The 17,862-nt window shown below is 56.1% G+C and carries 15 protein-coding genes; 9 read left to right on the top strand and 6 right to left on the bottom strand.

Going from position 1 to position 17,862, the window contains the following annotated elements; genetic code table 11:
- Positions 1-456 precede the first annotated feature (456 nt).
- From yihI to hemN, 3 genes are read left to right on the top strand one after another with little or no spacing between them, the layout of a single operon-like run.
- On the top strand, positions 457-1,011 hold the full coding sequence (yihI, locus tag L975_RS00265; RefSeq protein WP_047706592.1) for a Der GTPase-activating protein YihI: 555 nt from the start codon (positions 457-459) through the stop codon (positions 1,009-1,011).
- Entirely contained in the window at positions 1,011-1,481 is a 471-nt protein-coding gene (locus L975_RS00260; protein WP_010864956.1) for a DUF2489 domain-containing protein, read from the top strand. Before yihI ends, L975_RS00260 begins: the two co-directional genes overlap by 1 nt.
- Positions 1,482-1,524: 43 nt before the next feature.
- Positions 1,525-2,913, top strand: a complete 1,389-nt coding sequence (gene hemN / locus L975_RS00255) for an oxygen-independent coproporphyrinogen III oxidase (RefSeq protein ID WP_047706590.1) — start codon at positions 1,525-1,527, stop codon at positions 2,911-2,913.
- Between the two features lie 150 nt (positions 2,914-3,063).
- Here hemN and add read toward each other — a convergent pair whose 3' ends face one another.
- From add to glnA, 5 genes are all read right to left on the bottom strand, one after another.
- Positions 3,064-4,071 (bottom strand): adenosine deaminase, encoded by a 1,008-nt coding sequence (add, locus tag L975_RS00250; protein ID WP_047706588.1) that lies wholly within the window; start codon positions 4,069-4,071, stop codon positions 3,064-3,066.
- 113 nt (positions 4,072-4,184) lie between these two features.
- Positions 4,185-5,600: a nitrogen regulation protein NR(I) gene (glnG, locus tag L975_RS00245; protein WP_047706586.1), complete on the bottom strand. Its 1,416-nt coding sequence runs from the start codon at positions 5,598-5,600 to the stop codon at positions 4,185-4,187.
- A 126-nt stretch (positions 5,601-5,726) separates the two neighbouring features.
- Positions 5,727-6,779 carry a nitrogen regulation protein NR(II) gene (glnL, locus tag L975_RS00240; RefSeq protein ID WP_047706584.1) on the bottom strand — a complete coding sequence of 351 codons (1,053 nt, stop codon included), beginning with the start codon at positions 6,777-6,779 and terminating at the stop codon, positions 5,727-5,729.
- 130 nt (positions 6,780-6,909) lie between these two features.
- Complete coding sequence (locus L975_RS17145; protein WP_052181172.1) at positions 6,910-7,512, bottom strand: hypothetical protein; 603 nt, start codon at positions 7,510-7,512, stop codon at positions 6,910-6,912.
- A gap of 262 nt (positions 7,513-7,774) precedes the next feature.
- Positions 7,775-9,184, bottom strand: coding sequence for a glutamate--ammonia ligase (gene glnA, locus L975_RS00230; RefSeq protein ID WP_010864950.1), 1,410 nt, complete (start codon positions 9,182-9,184; stop codon positions 7,775-7,777).
- Positions 9,185-9,720: 536 nt separating this feature from the next.
- Between glnA and typA the strand changes: the two genes are divergently transcribed.
- From typA to fabY, 6 genes are all read left to right on the top strand, one after another.
- Positions 9,721-11,541, top strand: a complete 1,821-nt coding sequence (gene typA, locus L975_RS00225) for a translational GTPase TypA (protein WP_010864949.1) — start codon at positions 9,721-9,723, stop codon at positions 11,539-11,541.
- Between the two features lie 186 nt (positions 11,542-11,727).
- The gene (locus tag L975_RS00220; RefSeq protein ID WP_010864948.1) at positions 11,728-12,333 is read left to right on the top strand and encodes an HAD-IA family hydrolase; all 606 of its coding nucleotides are present in this window, start codon (positions 11,728-11,730) and stop codon (positions 12,331-12,333) included.
- A gap of 71 nt (positions 12,334-12,404) precedes the next feature.
- Positions 12,405-13,271, top strand: a complete 867-nt coding sequence (locus tag L975_RS00215; RefSeq protein WP_010864947.1) for a virulence factor BrkB family protein — start codon at positions 12,405-12,407, stop codon at positions 13,269-13,271.
- A gap of 69 nt (positions 13,272-13,340) precedes the next feature.
- Positions 13,341-14,324 (top strand): prolyl aminopeptidase, encoded by a 984-nt coding sequence (pip, locus tag L975_RS00210; RefSeq protein ID WP_047706582.1) that lies wholly within the window; start codon positions 13,341-13,343, stop codon positions 14,322-14,324.
- Positions 14,325-14,371: 47 nt separating this feature from the next.
- The gene (dtd, locus tag L975_RS00205) at positions 14,372-14,806 is read left to right on the top strand and encodes a D-aminoacyl-tRNA deacylase (protein ID WP_047706580.1); all 435 of its coding nucleotides are present in this window, start codon (positions 14,372-14,374) and stop codon (positions 14,804-14,806) included.
- Between the two features lie 111 nt (positions 14,807-14,917).
- Complete coding sequence (fabY, locus tag L975_RS00200; RefSeq protein ID WP_047706578.1) at positions 14,918-15,862, top strand: fatty acid biosynthesis protein FabY; 945 nt, start codon at positions 14,918-14,920, stop codon at positions 15,860-15,862.
- On the opposite strand, the gene L975_RS00195 is transcribed toward fabY, so the two are convergent.
- Complete coding sequence (locus tag L975_RS00195; RefSeq protein ID WP_052181171.1) at positions 15,796-17,862, bottom strand: AsmA family protein; 2,067 nt, start codon at positions 17,860-17,862, stop codon at positions 15,796-15,798. The genes fabY and L975_RS00195 overlap by 67 nt on opposite strands.

Genomic DNA, 17,862 nt, shown 5'->3' with positions numbered 1-17,862 from the left:
GTGGCGCACAATCACTGGGCCTTACGATTGCCTGCGCAGTACGGACGCGTAGATTAGCTGGGGCAGTGGAACCGGTATGGCGGGAATGCCGTGCCAGATAATGCGTCACCACCGACGCTGCTGTCAGGCAGTGGGTGAGTGGGGTTAGCGGCAGGACGCCGTGGTGGACATCAAAGATTGCACGGATGATAGAAAGCATCAGGATGGTGTGATAGCAAGAGCTTACGCGCAGGGAAAGCGGACAAACCAGTTTAGGATGCACTCGGGGAGAGTTGTTATCCCCAGATGAAAAGAAGACACGATTCTTTCATGGGCAGCGTTGAACGCTGCCTTTTTTATTTGCTATTTACCCTCTTTTTGCTAGATTCCGGCGCTTATATTCCAGAATGCTCTATTTCTGAGCGTAAACACTGGCATAATGTTGTTTACTGATCCCGCATCACAATTGGTGTTGATATGACCCGCGAAAAGAAATCCCGTAAAGTGCCTGCTCTGAAAAGTGCCCCTCGTGCGCCGAAAAAGAGCCGCGCTGAAATTGATCAGCTCTCCCGTGAGCAAAAACGTCTGAAAAAGCGTAAAGGTCTGCGCTCTGGCTCACGCCAGAATGTGGCTGAGCAAGGCCAGCAAAATGAAGGTCGCGCCGTAAAAGACCCACGTATCGGCAGTAAAAAGCCGGTGCCGTTGATGGTGGAATTTGTCAACCGTCAGCCGAAAAAACCGGCGGTTGCTGCCGCGCCAGCGAAACCAAAACTGACCCCAGCAGAAGAGTTGGCGATGCTGGAAAATGACGAGCGTCTGCACCTGTTGCTGGATCGCGTCGATGCTGGCGAAAGCTTGAGCAGCGAAGAGCAATCCTACGTGGATAACGCGCTGGATCGCGTGGATGAGCTGATGCAAATCCTCGGTCTGACCGATGAGGAAGAGAGTGCAGAACAAGACTCACAGGCGCCGGGCAACAGCCCAGAAGATCTGTGGGAGCGCTTTAACAACAGCGATCCGAAAGCATTCTGATGGCGTGGCAACAGGGATTAGTGCTGGCAGCAGTCATAGTACTGCTGCCGCTTGGTCTGTATGCCGGCTGGCTGCTCGGACGCCTCTGGCGTCAGGGGCAGCTGCAACGTCAGCAACAGGCTGCGCTGGCGGCGCATCGTCGCCAGCATATGCTCGATAGCATCCGTACCATCGCACGGGCGATGCAAAGCGGGCAGTGTGAATTGGCTGAAGGCGTGCTGCGCATTGGGCGGCTGCTGGAGCTGTTGGTGGAACAGGACAAACCGGAACTGGCGCGCGACTTTCCGGCGATGGCAGAGCTGTATCAGGTCGTGGCAGAAATGCCGACCCATGACGCTCGCAAGCAACACAAGCGCAATCAAATAATGAAATGGGATTTGGAGCGAGTCCGGGCCGAAGAGCGCCTGCAGCCCGCCATTGAACAGGAGTTGCCGCAGTTGCTGGCATGGTGCGCCAAATACCCTGAATAAAGTGCCGTCGCTGGAGCGGCGGCCATGTGGAAGGAATTAAAGCATGTCTGAGTCAGTGTCAGTGACGAACCCAACGCAGTGGGATTTAGATCTCATCCAAAAATATAACTATTCTGGGCCTCGTTACACCTCCTACCCGACCGCTCTTGAGTTTCACGAGGGCTACCAGCACAGCGATTTTGCCGAAGCGGCCGCCCGTTATCCGGAGCGCCCACTTTCGTTGTACGTACACATCCCGTTTTGCCATAAGCTGTGTTATTTCTGCGGCTGCAACAAAGTCATCACCCGTCATGCCCATAAAGCTGACCATTATTTGGACGTGCTGGAGCAAGAGATCCGCGCCCGCGCCCAATTGTTTGGCGGACGTCAGGTGACGCAAATCCACTGGGGTGGCGGTACGCCGACCTTCTTGAGTAAAGCGCAGGTTTCCCGCCTGATGGCACTGCTGCGGGAGAACTTCCACATCCTGCCTGAGGCTGAAATAGGCATTGAGCTGGACCCGCGTGAAATCGAGCTGGATATGCTGGATCACTTGCGCAGCGAAGGCTTTAATCGCATGAGCATGGGGGTGCAGGACTTTAACAAGGAAGTGCAGCGTCTGGTCAACCGCGAGCAAGATGAAGAGTTTATCTTTGCCTTGATGGCGCGGGCGCGTGAGCTGGGTTTTATCTCCACCAACATCGATTTGATTTATGGCCTGCCGAAGCAGACGCCGGAAAGTTTTGCGTTTACCTTGCAGCGAGTGATTGAGCTCAATCCGGATCGGTTAAGCGTATTTAACTATGCGCATTTGCCAGCGCGCTTTGCTGCGCAGCGTAAAATTCGCGATGAAGATTTGCCTTCTCCGGTGCAAAAGCTGGCTATCTTGCAAGAGAGTATCCAGATGCTGTGCGGAGCCGGTTATCAGTTTATTGGGATGGATCACTTTGCCCGGCCGCAAGATGAGCTGGCCGTGGCGCAGCGTAACGGCGAGTTGCACCGCAACTTCCAAGGTTACACCACCCAAGCGGAGTGCGATCTGTTGGGCTTAGGGGTCTCGGCGATCAGCATGCTGGGCGATCACTATGCGCAGAACCAGCGTGAGCTGAAGCATTATTATGCCGAGGTTGAAGCGCACGGCCATGCCTTAGCCAAGGGGCTACGCATGAGCGACGAAGATTGTCTGCGCCGTGATGTGATTAAAGCGCTGATTTGTAACTTCCAACTGCGCTTTGCCGATATCGAGCAGCAGTATAGTATCGATTTCAACCAGCACTTTGCCGAAGATTTGCAGCTGTTAGCGCCATTGGCTGCCGATGGGCTGCTGGAGATGGACGCACAGGGCATTCGGGTATTGCCGCGTGGCCACTTGCTGATCCGCAATATCTGCATGTGCTTTGATACTTATCTGCGCCAGCAAGCGCGTCGCCAGCAGTTCTCGCGTGTGATTTAAAACCTGCGAATGGTGTGGGCGGCGTAAGCTGCGAGTACGCGTGAGTACGCAAAGCTCTCAGTACAGCAAATCAGGACAAAAAAAGCGGCCTTTGGCCGCTTTTTTCTTGAACGCAATACGCCCTGCTGTGGCGCTGCGTCGCGCGATGTATTACATGCTGCGCGCACGTGCTTGCGCACGCAGTTCGGCTTTATCGCTATCGCTTAAAAACGCTTGATGCATGCCGTTTTCCTGCGCTTGGCGAATTTGCGCTGGAGTCAGACCCGCTGCTGGCGCGGCCACATTGTATTCGTGCGCAATTTCGATACCTTCTACTGCCGGATCGTCGGTATTGATGCTGGCGACAATGCCGTGCTGCAAGAAGGTTTTCAGTGGGTGGGCGGCTAGCGCGCTGACCGTGGTGGTCTGCACGTTGGAGGTCAGGGCCGATTCAATGCCAATGCGATGCTCGGCCAGATAATCCATCAGACGCGGATCTTCGATGGCTTTTACGCCATGACCAATTCGCTCTGCGCCCAATTGCTGAATCGCTTGCCACATGCTGGCTGCGCCCGCCGCTTCTCCAGCATGCACCGTGATGTGTAAGCCGGCATCGCGTACTTGGCTAAAGTGCGGCACAAACAGTTCACCCGGTTGACCGAGTTCATCACCGGCCAGATCGATAGCGACTAAGTGTTGGCGACAGGCCAGCAGCGCATCCAGCTCTTGCAGGCAGGCGGCGGTGCCGAACGTGCGGCTCAAAATACCAATCAGGTTGGCTTTCACGGTAAAGTCACGGCGGCCTTGCGCAATCCCATCCGCGACCGCTTCCACCACCCCCTGTACTGGCAGGTTGTGTTTCATCGCCATGTAGTATGGTGAGAAGCGCAGCTCGGTGTAATCCAGACCGGCGTTATCGGCATCTTGCATGTTTTCATATGCAACGCGGCGGCAGGCATCCAGATCGGCCAGTACTGCTACGCCCCAATCCAGCTTTTGCAGGAAGCTGACCAGCGTCGGGGCATTCTCGGTGATTTGTACGTGCGGCAGCAGATCCGGCAGGTTATCGGCGGGCAGCATGATGCCGTGCTGTTGACCCAGCTCCAAAATGGTCGATGGACGAATATTGCCGTCCAGATGACGGTGTAAGTCGGTCAACGGTAAATCGCGTGCAATCATGCAAAGGCTCCCCAGTGTATTTTAGTTGGTGTGACAGTATAGACACTGGGGTGAAAATCGCCTAACCCTGTTACGGTTAAAAGTGTGATGAATATCGCTTTAATTCGCCGTAGTCAGTGGATCCCTAATTCCTTCAGTTTACGGGTCAGGGTATTGCGCCCCCAGCCCAACAGGCGGGCCGCCTCTTGTTTGTGACCTCGGGTGTGTTGCAAGGCAGCATCGAGCAGTAATTGCTCAAACTCCGGTTGCAAGGTAGTGAGTAAATCCTCCTGACCCCGCGCCAGTTGGTGTAACACCCACTGTTGCAGCGGTTGCTGCCAGTTTAGCGCCGAGGCGGCTGTGTCCACGCTGCTGGCGGGGCGGGTCAATTCAGCCGGTAAATCGGAGACAAAAATCTCCTTACCGGCGGCCATGACGGTCAAACCACGACAGATGTTTTCCAGTTGGCGCACATTGCCCGGCCAGTGAAACTCGCTCATGACCCGTAGGGTATCCGGATGCAACGTTTTTGCTTCCACCCCCAGTTCGCGTGCGGCACTGAGCAGGAAATGGCGACTTAACGCGGCGATATCTTGGCGTCGCTCACGCAGGGCGGGCAGCTGTAAACGGATCACATTCAGGCGATGGAAGAGGTCTTCGCGAAACAGCCCTTCGCGCACGCGCGCTTCCAGATCTTGGTGGGTGGCGGCGATGATGCGCACATCCACGTGCAGCGGCGTATGGCCGCCGACGCGGTAAAATTGGCCGTCGGCCAAGACCCGTAGCAGGCGAGTTTGGATATCCAGTGGCATATCGCCGATTTCATCCAAAAATAAGGTGCCGCCGTTCGCCTGTTCAAAGCGCCCCTGACGTACCGCGCCGGCACCGGTAAAGGCGCCTTTCTCATGGCCAAACAGCTCCGATTCAATTAAATCTTTCGGAATGGCGGCCATATTCAGGGCGATAAAGGGCGCGCTGGCGCGTGGGCTGTGGCGATGCAAGGCGTGGGCAATCAGCTCTTTACCGGTACCGGACTCGCCATTAATCAGCACGCTGATGGCGGTGCGAGATAGACGACCGATAGCGCGAAATACCTCTTGCATGGCCGGTGCTTCGCCGATGATCTCGGATTGCGCGCCGCGTACAGGTTCATTGGCTGGCGTGCGTTGCTGGCGCTGTTCAAGGCTGTGTTGCAAGGCGCGCTCAACCAGTGCCACCGCTTCATCCAAATCAAAGGGCTTGGGCAGGTAATCAAAGGCTCCGCGCTGATAAGCGCTGACCGCGGCATCGAGGTCGGAGTGGGCGGTCATGATGATCACCGGCAGCTGCGGTGCTTGCTGTTGCAGCTGACCGAGCAAGGTCAGGCCGTCCATGCCGGGCATGCGGATGTCAGAGAGCAGGACATCCGGTTTGCTCTGTTGCAGCGCGTCCAGCACGGCGGCGGCGCTGTCGAATGTTTCACAGCGGATCTGGCTGCTACTGAGGGCCTTATCCAGTACCCAGCGGATGGCGCTGTCGTCATCCACCACCCATACCCGTCCTTTCGTCATGCCGTGCGCCTCGTGAACTTGCTGATTGGTCTATGTCGCGATATTAGGCTATCGCGTGGGCTTAGTTTAAGCCGCTGGGAATTAGCGTTCCAATATTCGAGCCAAATTCGTGCCAACTTGATGCCGCTATTTGCGCAGTGGCAGGTAAATGGAGAATTCGGTATGCCCTGGCCAGCTGCTGCACTCAATCTTGCCGCGATGTTGGTCAATCAGATTACGGGCAATCGATAGCCCTAAGCCGTGGCCGCCTTCGCGTCCACTGACCATCGGGTAGAACAGCGTATCTTGCAGCTGCGCCGGAATCCCGGGGCCGCTGTCGATGATATCGAGCCGTACCGCCAGCCGGTAACGTTCACCGTGCAGGGTTTGCTGGAAGGCGGTACGGGTGCGCAGGGTGATGGTGCCGGGTTGCTCACCGAGGGCTTGGACGGCGTTGCGCACAATATTGAGAATGGCTTGCTCGAGCTGCTCAGGATCATGCTCGAACTCCGGCAGGCTGGGGTCATAATCACGAATTAAGGTGATGTGGGCGGGAGTTTCCAGCTCCACCAGCTTGCGTACTTGCTCCAGTACCACATGCAGATTTTGTTCGCTGCGCACGCCCGGGCGCTGTGGGCCGAGCAGCCGGTCGACCAGATTACGTAGGCGATCGGCTTGGGCGATGATCATGCCGGTGTACTCGGTCAGCGCCGGATCGGGCAAGGCGCGCTCTAGCAACTGCGCCGCGCCGCGCAGGCCACCGAGTGGGTTTTTGATTTCATGCGCTAGCCCACGTACCAGCTCGCGCGCTGCCGATTGTTGCGATTGTTGCAACTGCTCTTGGCTTAGGCGGCGATGGGTATCCAACGGGTGCAGCTCCACCAGCACGGTGTGCTGAGCACCGGTATGCAGGTGCTGGGCGGTCAGCTCGACGATGCTGGCTTTGCCGTCAATCACCAGCGTGACTTCGTTATCGGTAAAGCTTTGCTGCTGCTCCAGTGCCTGACGCATCAGCGTCAAATCCAGCGAGATATATTCAATCAAGGCGGGCAGCGGCACGCCAATCAGTTTACGCGCACTGTGCGACAGCAATTGTTCGGCGGCCGGATTGGCATAGTGGATGTTCAGGCTGTTATCCAGCAACAAGACGCCGGTTTTCAGGTTGTGCAGCAGGGATTGAGCAATATCCGGCTCCATCATGGCTCCTTGGCAGCAAAGGTGCGCCGAGGGTGGCCGGCGCACGGAAACTGTCTGTCACTATAATCGAGCAGGCGGCCTTTGCCACCTTAACTTATCGACGCGGGTCGGCACTAGCGCTGCATGATAGGCCTTACTTGGCGCGCGGCTGAATCGGTGGATTGAGAGCTTCGCGGTTCAAAATGCTGGCGCGGTGTAAAAATACCGTGACAGGTGGCGCGGAGGCGATCACTTTGCCGTTTTCCAGTAAATCCGCACTCAGCTGATGCGAGCCGCGATCGATATTGTGCAGCTGCTGTTGGATACTGCGGCTCGGTTCCCCTACCGCTTGGCCATCGATTTTCAGCTGAATGGTTTGCTGCTCGGCCAATTTCGGCACCACCATCACGGTGACATCAATATTGCCGCTGTTGTTGCGCACGGTCGCTTCATCAATCGGTGACAAAATGGCTATTTGGGTCGCCACGTTGCCCGAGAGTGCGGGGCCGGCATTAGTGCTGCTGCGGGTACTGCGCGCGGGCGCATTCGCGTTATTGTTCAGGCGCGTGGAGGGCAGCTTGCCGCTGTCATATTTGATGGGGGCGGCCGGGGTGATTTCTCGGCAGGTGGCCCCTTTGGGCTGGTTAGTGCTGAAGTGGGTAATGCCGTTGGCATCGGTCCATGAACAGATCAGCCGAGTCTCACTGGCAAACGCCGACAGGGTGGCAAACAGCAGTGTCAGGCAAAACAGGCGCATGACGTTCTCCGCAGATGAAAAAGGAAATGACCGAGCGGGTAGCGCGTACTGCCAAGCAGTCGGGCGGACGCGGTTGGACGCTCAGACAATGATGCTTAAATAATGGCGTCTAAATTATGGAGCCATAAGTTATGGCGCTAAGTGTCGATGCTCGGGGGCCGTGGCGGCAACCATAAAAAAGCCCGCCTGTGAGGCGGGCTGAAAGTTTCCACGGCAACAAAAAAGGTTGTTACACGCACTGCCGTTGAAATGACGCGGCGTATTACACGCTGTAGTACATTTCGAACTCAACTGGGTGCGGCATCATGCGCACGCGGTCGATATCGGCGTGTTTCAACTCAATATAGGAATCGATAAAGTCGTCGGTGAAGACGCCGCCACGGGTCAGGAACTCACGGTCGGCATCCAGCTCGCTCATGGCCTCTTCCAAAGAGCCGGCCACGGTTGGGATCTCAGCGGCTTCTTCTGGCGGCAGATCGTACAGGTTCTTGTCCATCGCATCGCCTGGGTGGATCTTGTTAGCGATACCGTCCAGACCGGCCATCAGCTGAGCAGCAAAGGCCAAGTACGGGTTAGCACCTGGATCCGGGAAGCGCACTTCGATACGGCGTGCTTTCGGACTCGCAACTACAGGGATACGGATAGACGCGGAGCGGTTACGCGCTGAGTAAGCCAGCATGACTGGCGCTTCATAACCTGGCACCAGACGCTTGTACGAGTTGGTGGTTGGGTTGGTGAAGGCGTTCAGCGCTTTGGCGTGCTTGATGATGCCGCCGATGTAGTACAGTGCCATTTCAGACAGGCCGGCATACTTGTCACCGGAGAACAGGTTCACGCCGTTTTTCGCCAGTGATTGGTGGCAGTGCATGCCAGAACCGTTGTCACCGAACAGTGGTTTTGGCATGAAAGTCGCGGTCTTGCCGTAGGCGTGCGCTACGTTGTGTACCACGTACTTGTAAATCTGGATTTCGTCAGCCTTGATGGTCATGGTGTTGAAGCGGGTCGCCACTTCGTTTTGACCGGCGGTGGCCACTTCGTGGTGGTGAGCTTCTACCACCAGACCCATCTCTTCCATCACCAGACACATTGCAGAGCGCAGGTTCTGGGAAGAATCAACCGGTGCCACAGGGAAGTAGCCGCCTTTTACGGCTGGACGGTGGCCTTTGTTACCGCCATCGTATTCGGTGCCGGTGTTCCATGCCGCTTCGATATCATCCAACTGGAAGAAGGAGCCGGAGATCCCAGTTTTGAAACGCACGTCATCGAACACAAAGAATTCTGGCTCTGGGCCAAACAGCACGGTGTCGGCGATGCCGGTGCTGCGCATGTAGTCTTCGGCGCGTTTGGCGATAGAGCGTGGGTCACGATCGTAACCTTGCAGGGTGCCTGGCTCTAAGATGTCACAACGGATAATCAGGGTGCTGTCATCGGTGAACGGGTCTAAAACCGCGGTTGCCGGATCCGGCATAAGAACCATGTCAGATTCGTTAATCCCTTTCCACCCTTCGATGGAAGATCCATCGAACATTTTACCTTCTTCGAAGAAGTCGGCATTCACTTGGTGAGAAGGAATGGAAACGTGCTGCTCCTTGCCTTTGGTGTCAGTAAAGCGCAGATCAACGAATTTCACTTCGTGCTCTTGCAGCATAGCTAATACGTGTTCAGCTGACATGGTGTAACCTCCGATGTTGTCGCAATGTTTTATGTTGTCGTGGACTGCCAAAAATACTTTGTAGCGATGTAGGTCTTGGTCACTAGGCCGCTGCGGACCTTCATGGGGTATATAGCGAGAAGTGTGCCAAGTTTTCAAAACCTGTTTTGCCGCGTGCGGCTGCGGCTGGTCAGGGTGCAACGGCGCGGTATCCACAGAGGCGTTGCCATTTTTTGCACCGTGATGGGGAATCATTGCACCATTTTGGTGCAATGCAGGAATTGATATCCTCTATAATAGGTTGGTTGTATAATCCTTCAGCAAAATTATGCGCAGAAAGCGCAACCCTGCCGTAAAGATCATATTGCCTGCGATATGTGGCAGCAAAATTACGATTCTTCTGTAATAATGTTCACACTTTGATTGTGCAGCTTGTGAAACGGCTCACGCCGGCAGTCAGCTAAACTTGCCAGTAATGTTTTGCTGTGATCTGTTTAGTCTTTTGCTCAAGCTGTGTACAATATCCGCTAATTTGTTAACCCCCAGAGACCACATCTGTGATTGAGAATCTGCGTAATATCGCCATCATTGCCCACGTTGACCACGGTAAGACCACCCTGGTTGATAAGTTGCTGCAACAGTCCGGTACCCTCGGAGATCGTAGCGACGCCACTGAACGTGTAATGGACTCCAACGATCTGGAAAAAGAGCGTGGGATTACCATCCTGGCTAAAAACACGGCCATCGAGTGGAATGGATACCGCATTAACATCGTTGATACCCCAGGTCACGCCGACTTCGGTGGTGAAGTAGAACGTGTGATGTCGATGGTAGATTCCGTACTGTTGCTGGTAGACGCAATGGACGGTCCTATGCCACAAACCCGTTTCGTTACGCAGAAAGCCTTTGCTTACGGCCTGCGTCCGATCGTGGTTATCAACAAGGTTGACCGTCCGGGCGCGCGTCCTGACTGGGTGGTGGATCAGGTGTTTGACCTGTTCGTGAACCTGGGTGCAACTGACGAGCAGTTGGACTTCCCTATCGTTTACGCTTCTGCTCTGAACGGTATTGCCGGTCTGGAAGCGGACGAGATGGCTGAGAACATGACTCCACTGTTCGAAACTATCGTTAAGCACGTTGAGCCGCCGAAAGTTGAGCTGGAAGCTCCATTCCAGATGCAAATTTCTCAGCTGGACTACAACAACTACGTAGGTGTTATCGGTATCGGCCGTATCAAGCGTGGTTCTGTTAAGCCAAACCAGCAGATCGTTATCGTGGATAGCGAAGGCAACCGTCGTAACGGTAAAGTCGGTAAAGTGCTGGGCCACATGGGTCTGCAACGTATCGAAGCGGAAGTGTGTGAAGCGGGCGATATCATCGCAATCACCGGTCTGGGTGAGCTGAACATCTCCGATACCCTGTGCGATCCATCTGCCGTTGAAGCGCTGCCAGCGCTGACTGTGGATGAGCCAACCGTAACCATGTTCTTCTGCGTTAACACCTCTCCATTCTGCGGCCGCGAAGGTAAATTCGTGACTTCCCGCCAGATCCTGGACCGTCTGCGCAAAGAGCTGGTACACAACGTGGCGCTGCGTGTTGAAGAAACCGAAGACCCGGATGCATTCCGCGTATCAGGTCGTGGTGAACTGCACCTGTCCGTTCTGATCGAAAACATGCGTCGTGAAGGTTACGAGCTGGCGGTATCCCGTCCGAAAGTAATTTTCCGTGACATCGACGGCCGTAAACAAGAGCCGTTCGAGCAAGTGACTCTGGACATCGAAGAGCAGCACCAGGGCTCCGTGATGGAAGCGATGGGTCTGCGTAAGGGTGAAATGCGCGACATGATCCCGGATGGCAAAGGCCGTATCCGTCTGGATTACATCATTCCTAGCCGTGGCCTGATCGGCTTCCGTACCGAATTCATGACCATGACTTCCGGTACTGGTCTGCTGTACTCCAGCTTCAGCCACTACGATGACGTGCGTCCAGGTGAAATCGGTCAGCGCATTAACGGCGTTCTGATCTCTAACGGTACCGGTAAGGCTCTGGCGTACGCGCTGTACAGCCTGCAGGATCGTGGTCGTCTGTTCCTGGGTCACGGTACCGAAGTGTACGAAGGCCAGATCATCGGTATCCACAGCCGTTCTAACGACCTGACCGTTAACTGTCTGCAGGGTAAGAAGCTGACCAACATGCGTGCTTCTGGTACTGACGAAGCGACCACGCTGACTACCCCAATCAAGATGACTCTGGAACAAGCGCTGGAGTTCATCGATGATGACGAACTGGTTGAAGTGACTCCGCAGAGCGTGCGTCTGCGTAAGAAACACCTGACCGAAAATGATCGTAAGCGTGCGCATCGCGGCAGCAAAGACTAATTTGTCAGGCTAGTATAAAAAGACCGCAGGCATTAAGCCTTCTGTCGAATAATCCAAAGAGGGAGCCGGTAGGCTCCCTTTTTTTATGCTTTTTATCAGTGCGTTATAGCTGTGATTGGCTTTTGTCCCCAGCAGGTACTGATTAGACATCTGGCGATATTTAAGACAACAGCAAGGAGTGAGCGGGTGTTATATATCTTTGATTTGGGCAATGTGATTATCGATATCGATTTTCAGCGCGTGCTACAGGTATGGAGCCAGCACAGTGGGGTGCCGGTGGCCACTTTGCAGGCGCGTTTTACCCATGATGCGGCATTTTGCGAGCACGAGCGCGGGACCTTGAGTGATGCCGAGTTTGCCGAAGCGGTGAACCGAGTGTTAGGCATGCAACTGAGTTTTGCCCAGTTTGCTGAAGGGTGGCAGGCGATTTTTGGCGCGCTGCGTATGCCGGTGATTGAGCGCATGCAGCAACTGCGTGCAGCGGGTGAGACGGTGGTGGTGCTGTCGAACACCAATGCGCTGCACTGTGAGTTATGGCCGAGTCTGTACCCACAAGTGGCGCACAGCGCCGATCGGGTCTATCTGTCCAACGAGATGGGATGGCGTAAACCACAGCCGCAAATTTATCAGCAGGTGCTGGCAGATACCGGATTTACGCCGGCACAAAGCTGCTTTTTTGATGACAATGCCGACAATATTGCCGCCGCGCGCGCCCTGGGCATTGAGAGCGTGTGGGTAAAAGATGCGCAAACTGTCTTGGAATATTTCCGGCAGCGGGATCTCGGGGCGTAATTCGGCAACAGGATCGTTACTATAGGCACTGATTAATACAACGTGATTGATACAGTGAGAAGGACATTGTCATGGATACGCCATCTTTTGTGCGCAGTTGGGCGCAAGTACGGGCCTTTGCCGGTCTGCTATTGGCGCGCAGCAATGAAAACCGCCTGACGGTGACGGCTGGTTATTTAGCTTATGTGACGTTGCTGTCGTTGGTGCCGCTGGTGACGGTGGTCTTTTCGGTCTTTACCGCTTTTCCGGTGTTTGTTGGGGTGACCGACAAGGTGAAGCACTTTATTTTCAGCAACTTTGTCCCAGCGACTGGGGATGTGGTGCAAACCTATCTGGACGAGTTTGTCTCTAACTCTAGCAAGATGAGTGCGGTGGGGATCATCGCTTTGGTGGTGGTGGCGCTGCTGCTGATCTCGGCGGTGGATAAAACCCTGAACCACATTTGGCGCAGCCAGCGGCGTCGTCCGGCGGTGGTGTCGTTTGCCATTTATTGGATGATTTTGACGCTGGGGCCGTTGTTGGCCGGTGCCAGCTTAGTGACCAGCTCGTATCTGTTATCCCTGAAATTGCTCACCGATACGGGGATTAACGGGGTACTCGACAACTTGCTGCTGCTGTTTCCGTTTGTGTTGTCCTCGCTGGCGTTTTGGCTGCTGTACAGCGTGGTGCCTACCGAGCGGGTACCGACTCTACATGCGCTCAGTGGCGCGCTGATCGCGGCGTTACTGTTTGAGATCAGCAAAAAAGTCTTCACCCTGTACATCACCTTTTTCCCATCGTATCAGGTGATTTACGGTGCGCTGGCGGTGATCCCGATTTTATTTGTCTGGGTTTACTTAAGCTGGTGTATTGTGTTGTTTGGTGCCGAAGTGACCGCAACCTTGGGTGAATGGCGACGGACACAGGCGCTGCAAGACGAGCCGTCACCCACGTTATAAATCGTGAGCCGCTGGCCGCCATCAGGCTGGCATATATAGCTCGGCACCTATTCGCAGGAGGGAAGGCTTATGTTTCATCTGTATCCGCCCATTCAGCCGTATTACAGCGGGTTTATTCGCCGCGGTCAGCACCAGATTTATCTGGAGCAGGTTGGTAATCCGCAGGGTCTGCCGGTGCTGTTTGTGCATGGTGGACCGGGGGCGGGGTGCAATGAGACCAGCCGGCGCTTTTTCGATCCGCAGCGTTTTCGGGTCATTTTGTTTGATCAGCGCGGTTGTGGTCGTTCATTGCCGCATGGGCAGTGGCACGATAATCAGGTCAGTGATCTGTTAGCCGATATCGAAGCGATCCGCGAAGAGCTGCAGATCCCGCGCTGGCTGCTGTTTGGTGGCTCGTGGGGCAGTACGCTGAGCTTGCTGTACGCCGAGGCCTTTCCTGAACGGGTGCAGGCGCTGGTGCTGCGCGGGATTTTCTTGGGGCGTCAGCGCGATCTGGAATGGCTGTATGGGCCACATGGCGCGGCGCAGATGTTCCCTGAGCATTATCGGCACTTCATTGCGCCGCTGATGCCAGACATTGATGAGAGCAATGCACGTTTGTCGGCCGATACAGTGCTGGAAGGCTATTGGGCACTGCTCACTTCAAATAATGAGCTGGAGCGTAGCGCGGCAGCTCGGAGCTGGGCGCTGTGGGAAGCGCATCTGATACAGCTGCTGCCCGATCCGCAAATCTTAGAGCAGATGGGCAGTTTGCAGCATGCGGTGGCGCTGGCTACCCTCGAGTGCCATTACTTCCGCCATCGGTTATGGCAACCGGATAATCATATTTTGCTCAATGCCGAACGCTTGGCGGCGATCCCTCTGTATCTGGTGCATGGCCGCTATGACATGATTTGCCCGCTAGAAAATGCCTGGCTGGTGCAGCAAGCGTTGCCGCATGCTCAGTTGCAGGTGGTGCCGAATGCCGGGCACTCGGCGTTAGAGCCGGGGATCACTGATGCGTTGATCCGCGCGCTGCACAGTGCGGCGGCCGACGCGGAGTCGGTCTCGTAAATCGTAAGAAAAATCAGCAGTAGGTTGTACACAAGGAGTCGCAGTAAATGATTGGATTGATTCAGCGCGTCAGTGAAGCCAGTGTGACCGTTGACGGAGAAGTGACCGGCGCTATCGGCCCAGGCTTGTTGGTGTTGCTCGGTGTTGAGCAAGGGGATGACGAAGCCAAGGCGCGCCGTCTGGCGGATAAAGTGTTGGGCTACCGCATTTTTGAAGACGAGCAGGGCAAGATGAACCTGAACGTGCAACAAGCCGGTGGCAGTGTGCTGGTGGTATCGCAGTTTACCTTGGCGGCAGACACCCAAAAGGGGTTACGGCCCAGCTTTTCCCGCGGCGCGGCGCCCGATGACGCGCAAGCGTTGTATCGCTATTTTACCGATTACTGCCGCGGCCAATTGCCGACCGAAGAGGGCCGGTTTGCCGCCGATATGAAAGTGGCACTGGTCAATGACGGTCCGGTGACCTTCTGGTTGCAGGTGTAACTGGCAAGCCTCCCTTTGCTGCGTCGGCCAGACCGGTGCACCGGGTGAGCCTCTCACCGATACATCTCAGATTGACAGATCTCAGAGCGATGGATTGCAAGGAGTACAAGGATGTACCGCTTAAGTACCCCCACAACTGATGAGGCGCTGGCGCGCTATTATCACTTTCGCTGGCAGATGCTGCGGGCACCGCTGCACCAGCCGCCTGGCTCAGAGCGCGATGGCTATGACGCCGGTGCGCACCACCAGATGGTGGTGGATGAGCACGATAATCCGGTGGCCATCGGGCGGGTCTATATCAATGCCGATGATGAGGCGGCGATCCGTTTTATGGCGGTGCATCCCGATTTACGCGGGCGCGGTTTGGGCACGCTAGTGGCCATGGCGCTGGAGTCGGTGGCACGGCAAGAAGGCGCGCGGCGCGTGGTGTGCAGTGCACGCGAAGAGGCGGTGGCCTTTTTCACCCAACTGGGCTACCAGAATCAGGGGGAGTTGCAGACCGCCAGCAGCACGCCGGTACGCCATTTTCTGATGATCAAGCCGCTGGCCGACCTCGAGACTATCTTGCACCGTCCAGATTGGTGTTTGCAGCTGCAGCAGGCGTGGTATCAGTCGATCCCGATCAGTGAAAAGATGGGGATCAAAATCATGCAGTACACCGGCCAGCGCTTTGAAACCAGCTTGCCGCTGGCGGCTAATCAAAATCCGTATCACAGCGTGTTTGCCGGAAGCCTGTTCTCGCTGGCGACCTTAACCGGCTGGGGCTTGATTTGGTTGCTGCTGCGTGAGCGCAATCTAGGCGGTGAGATTATTCTGGCCGATGCGCATATTCGCTATCCGCATCCGGTGGGCAATCGACCACGGGCGGTGGCCGATTTGAACGATTTGGGCGGCGATTTGGATCGTTTAGGGCGCGGACGCAAGGCCCGCGTTCAGATGAAAGTGCGGTTGCTGTCGGATGACAGTCCCGGCGCGGTGTTCGTCGGGACTTATTTGGTATTACCGGCCGGTTGTGGGCCACATGCCGGTAACGGCGTGACGTCGACGCTGCTTTGAAGCGGCGGGGCTGCTACGGAATCGTCGGCGACAGCGTTCGCTGGCGTGCTGGATTGCCAGTGGCGCGTGAGGCGCTCACACAAGCCTGGATTGGAGAGCGTCAGCTGCAACTGGGTGCGCTGGACCGCATCTGGCGTGCTGACGGTGCGCGCATAGCGACCGGTGAGGCTAAAGGGAAGCTGACCGGCGGCGCTGGCTTGTTCAATGTTCACTATCCCGCCAGCGGCGCGCAGGCGCAGTTGCAGATTACGCAGCAAGGTCATTTGCCCTTCTTGCTGGCTCAGATCCAACCAGCGATGTGGGTTGTCACCGGCTTTGGCTTCGGCAAACAGTCCGGCGGCCGCCGTATTTTGCAGCATCGCTTGCTCGGCGCTGACGGTCAGTTGTCCACTGAGTGGGCGTAGCCCTTGCTCTGGAGCGCGTGCACTGCTGGCCAGTTCCAGATGGATATTACCAAAGCCACGTAACGGCAGCGCTGACCAGCCCCAGCGTTGCAGGCTATCTAAGGCCACTTGCTGGCCGGTGAGGCTTAAGGTGAACGGCCACGCTCCTTGTTGCTGCAAGCTGCCACTCCCTTCCCACAACCCTTGTCCACCAAAGGCGCTCAGCTCATGCAAGGTCAACTGACCGTCTTGTGCCTGCAGGTCTAACAGCAGGTGACGTAAGTCCACTTTGTTGACTGTGGCATCGCGAGCATTCAGACGTAGACTGCCTTGCCACAGCCCCCAGTGCTGGTCACGGATCAGTTGCAGGTTACTGCCACTGGCACCCAGCGCGGTGAACTGGAAAGGAAAACGCGGACGGATATCCACCAGTAAGTTGTTATTTACATCGAGGCGCAGCACGTTCAGCTGTTGCAGCCAGCTCGGTAGCGGTTGGGCGAGCCAGTGTAGCCAGCTATCAGGCAGGGTGTACTCGATACCGCTGATCCCCACTTCATCCAGCTGCAGGCTGTGTTGGGCGGCATTCCAACGCCCGTAGGTGCGCAGCAGTCCGTTTTCAAAGCGGGTGCTGACATCATCCAGCGTAATGCCATCGGGGGTGAAGGTCAGCTTGAGTACCGGATCGCGCAGGTGTACATCGCGGTAAACCAGATCGAGCGCATTCAGACTGAGCAAGCCATCGCGGGATTGCAGTCGGCCTTGGCCGAGTTGCAGGTCTTCGGCGCTCAAGTCTAGATCGTTAACTGACCAATCATTGCCCTCAAAGCGCGCATCCACCAGATCCAGATTGTGTAAGGTGATGGCCGGTAAACGCTGCCACAGACGACTGAGGACTTGCGGCAGACGGTTATCTTGCAAGCGCAAGCGGGTTAGACGCAGATCGCGCAGACTCCAGTGGCCGTCGCGGCTACGCTCGCCGCGGCCACTGATTTGGCCTTGCAGCATATCAGCCCCAAAATCTTGCAGCAGTAACCGGCCTTGTTGCCAGCGGCCGCGCAGCAACATCCGCTGTAATTCCAGTTCGCCATAAGTCAGGCTCTGGGCGCTGAGTTCAAAGCGTGAATCATCGCCGAGCCAGCCGCCGGGACCGGGAATAAACGGGGTGATCCCGCCACTGACGGGATGCGCCACCAGTAAACGACCATCGAGTGGCGTACTGAGCGCCATGTTTTGCAGCAGCAGTTGGCGCGCTTGCAATGGGGGTTGGGTTTGTGGCTGTAATACCGCCGGGAGGCGCAGTTCACCGTCTTGCAGGCGAATTTGTTGCCAGTGGCGCGGATGGGTCAGGGTGTACCAGCCCATGCGCAGGGTGACCGTTCCGGCATCCAGCAGCGGTTCACTGCCACGGCTGAGGCGCACTTCACGTAGGCGAATTTCGGCAGGATTAAGCGGACTGTGTTGTACGCCGGCAATGGTTATCTGGTAACCACTGCGGCGCGAGAGCAGATCACTGAGCCAGCCCGCACCGGTTGGCGTTTGCAGCAAGGCATAGGCGAGAACCAGCGCCAGAGCCAGCAAAATCAGAAGGGTGCACAGAAATTTGCTCAGTAATTTCAT

Origin of the sequence: Plesiomonas sp. ZOR0011 (assembly GCF_000800945.1) — a bacterium.
In the GTDB taxonomy this organism is placed as follows: domain Bacteria; phylum Pseudomonadota; class Gammaproteobacteria; order Enterobacterales; family CAMTGL01; genus Plesiomonas; species Plesiomonas shigelloides.
The sequence above is the reverse complement of the archived record's forward strand: the minus strand, read 5'-3'. Positions and strand labels throughout refer to the sequence as shown.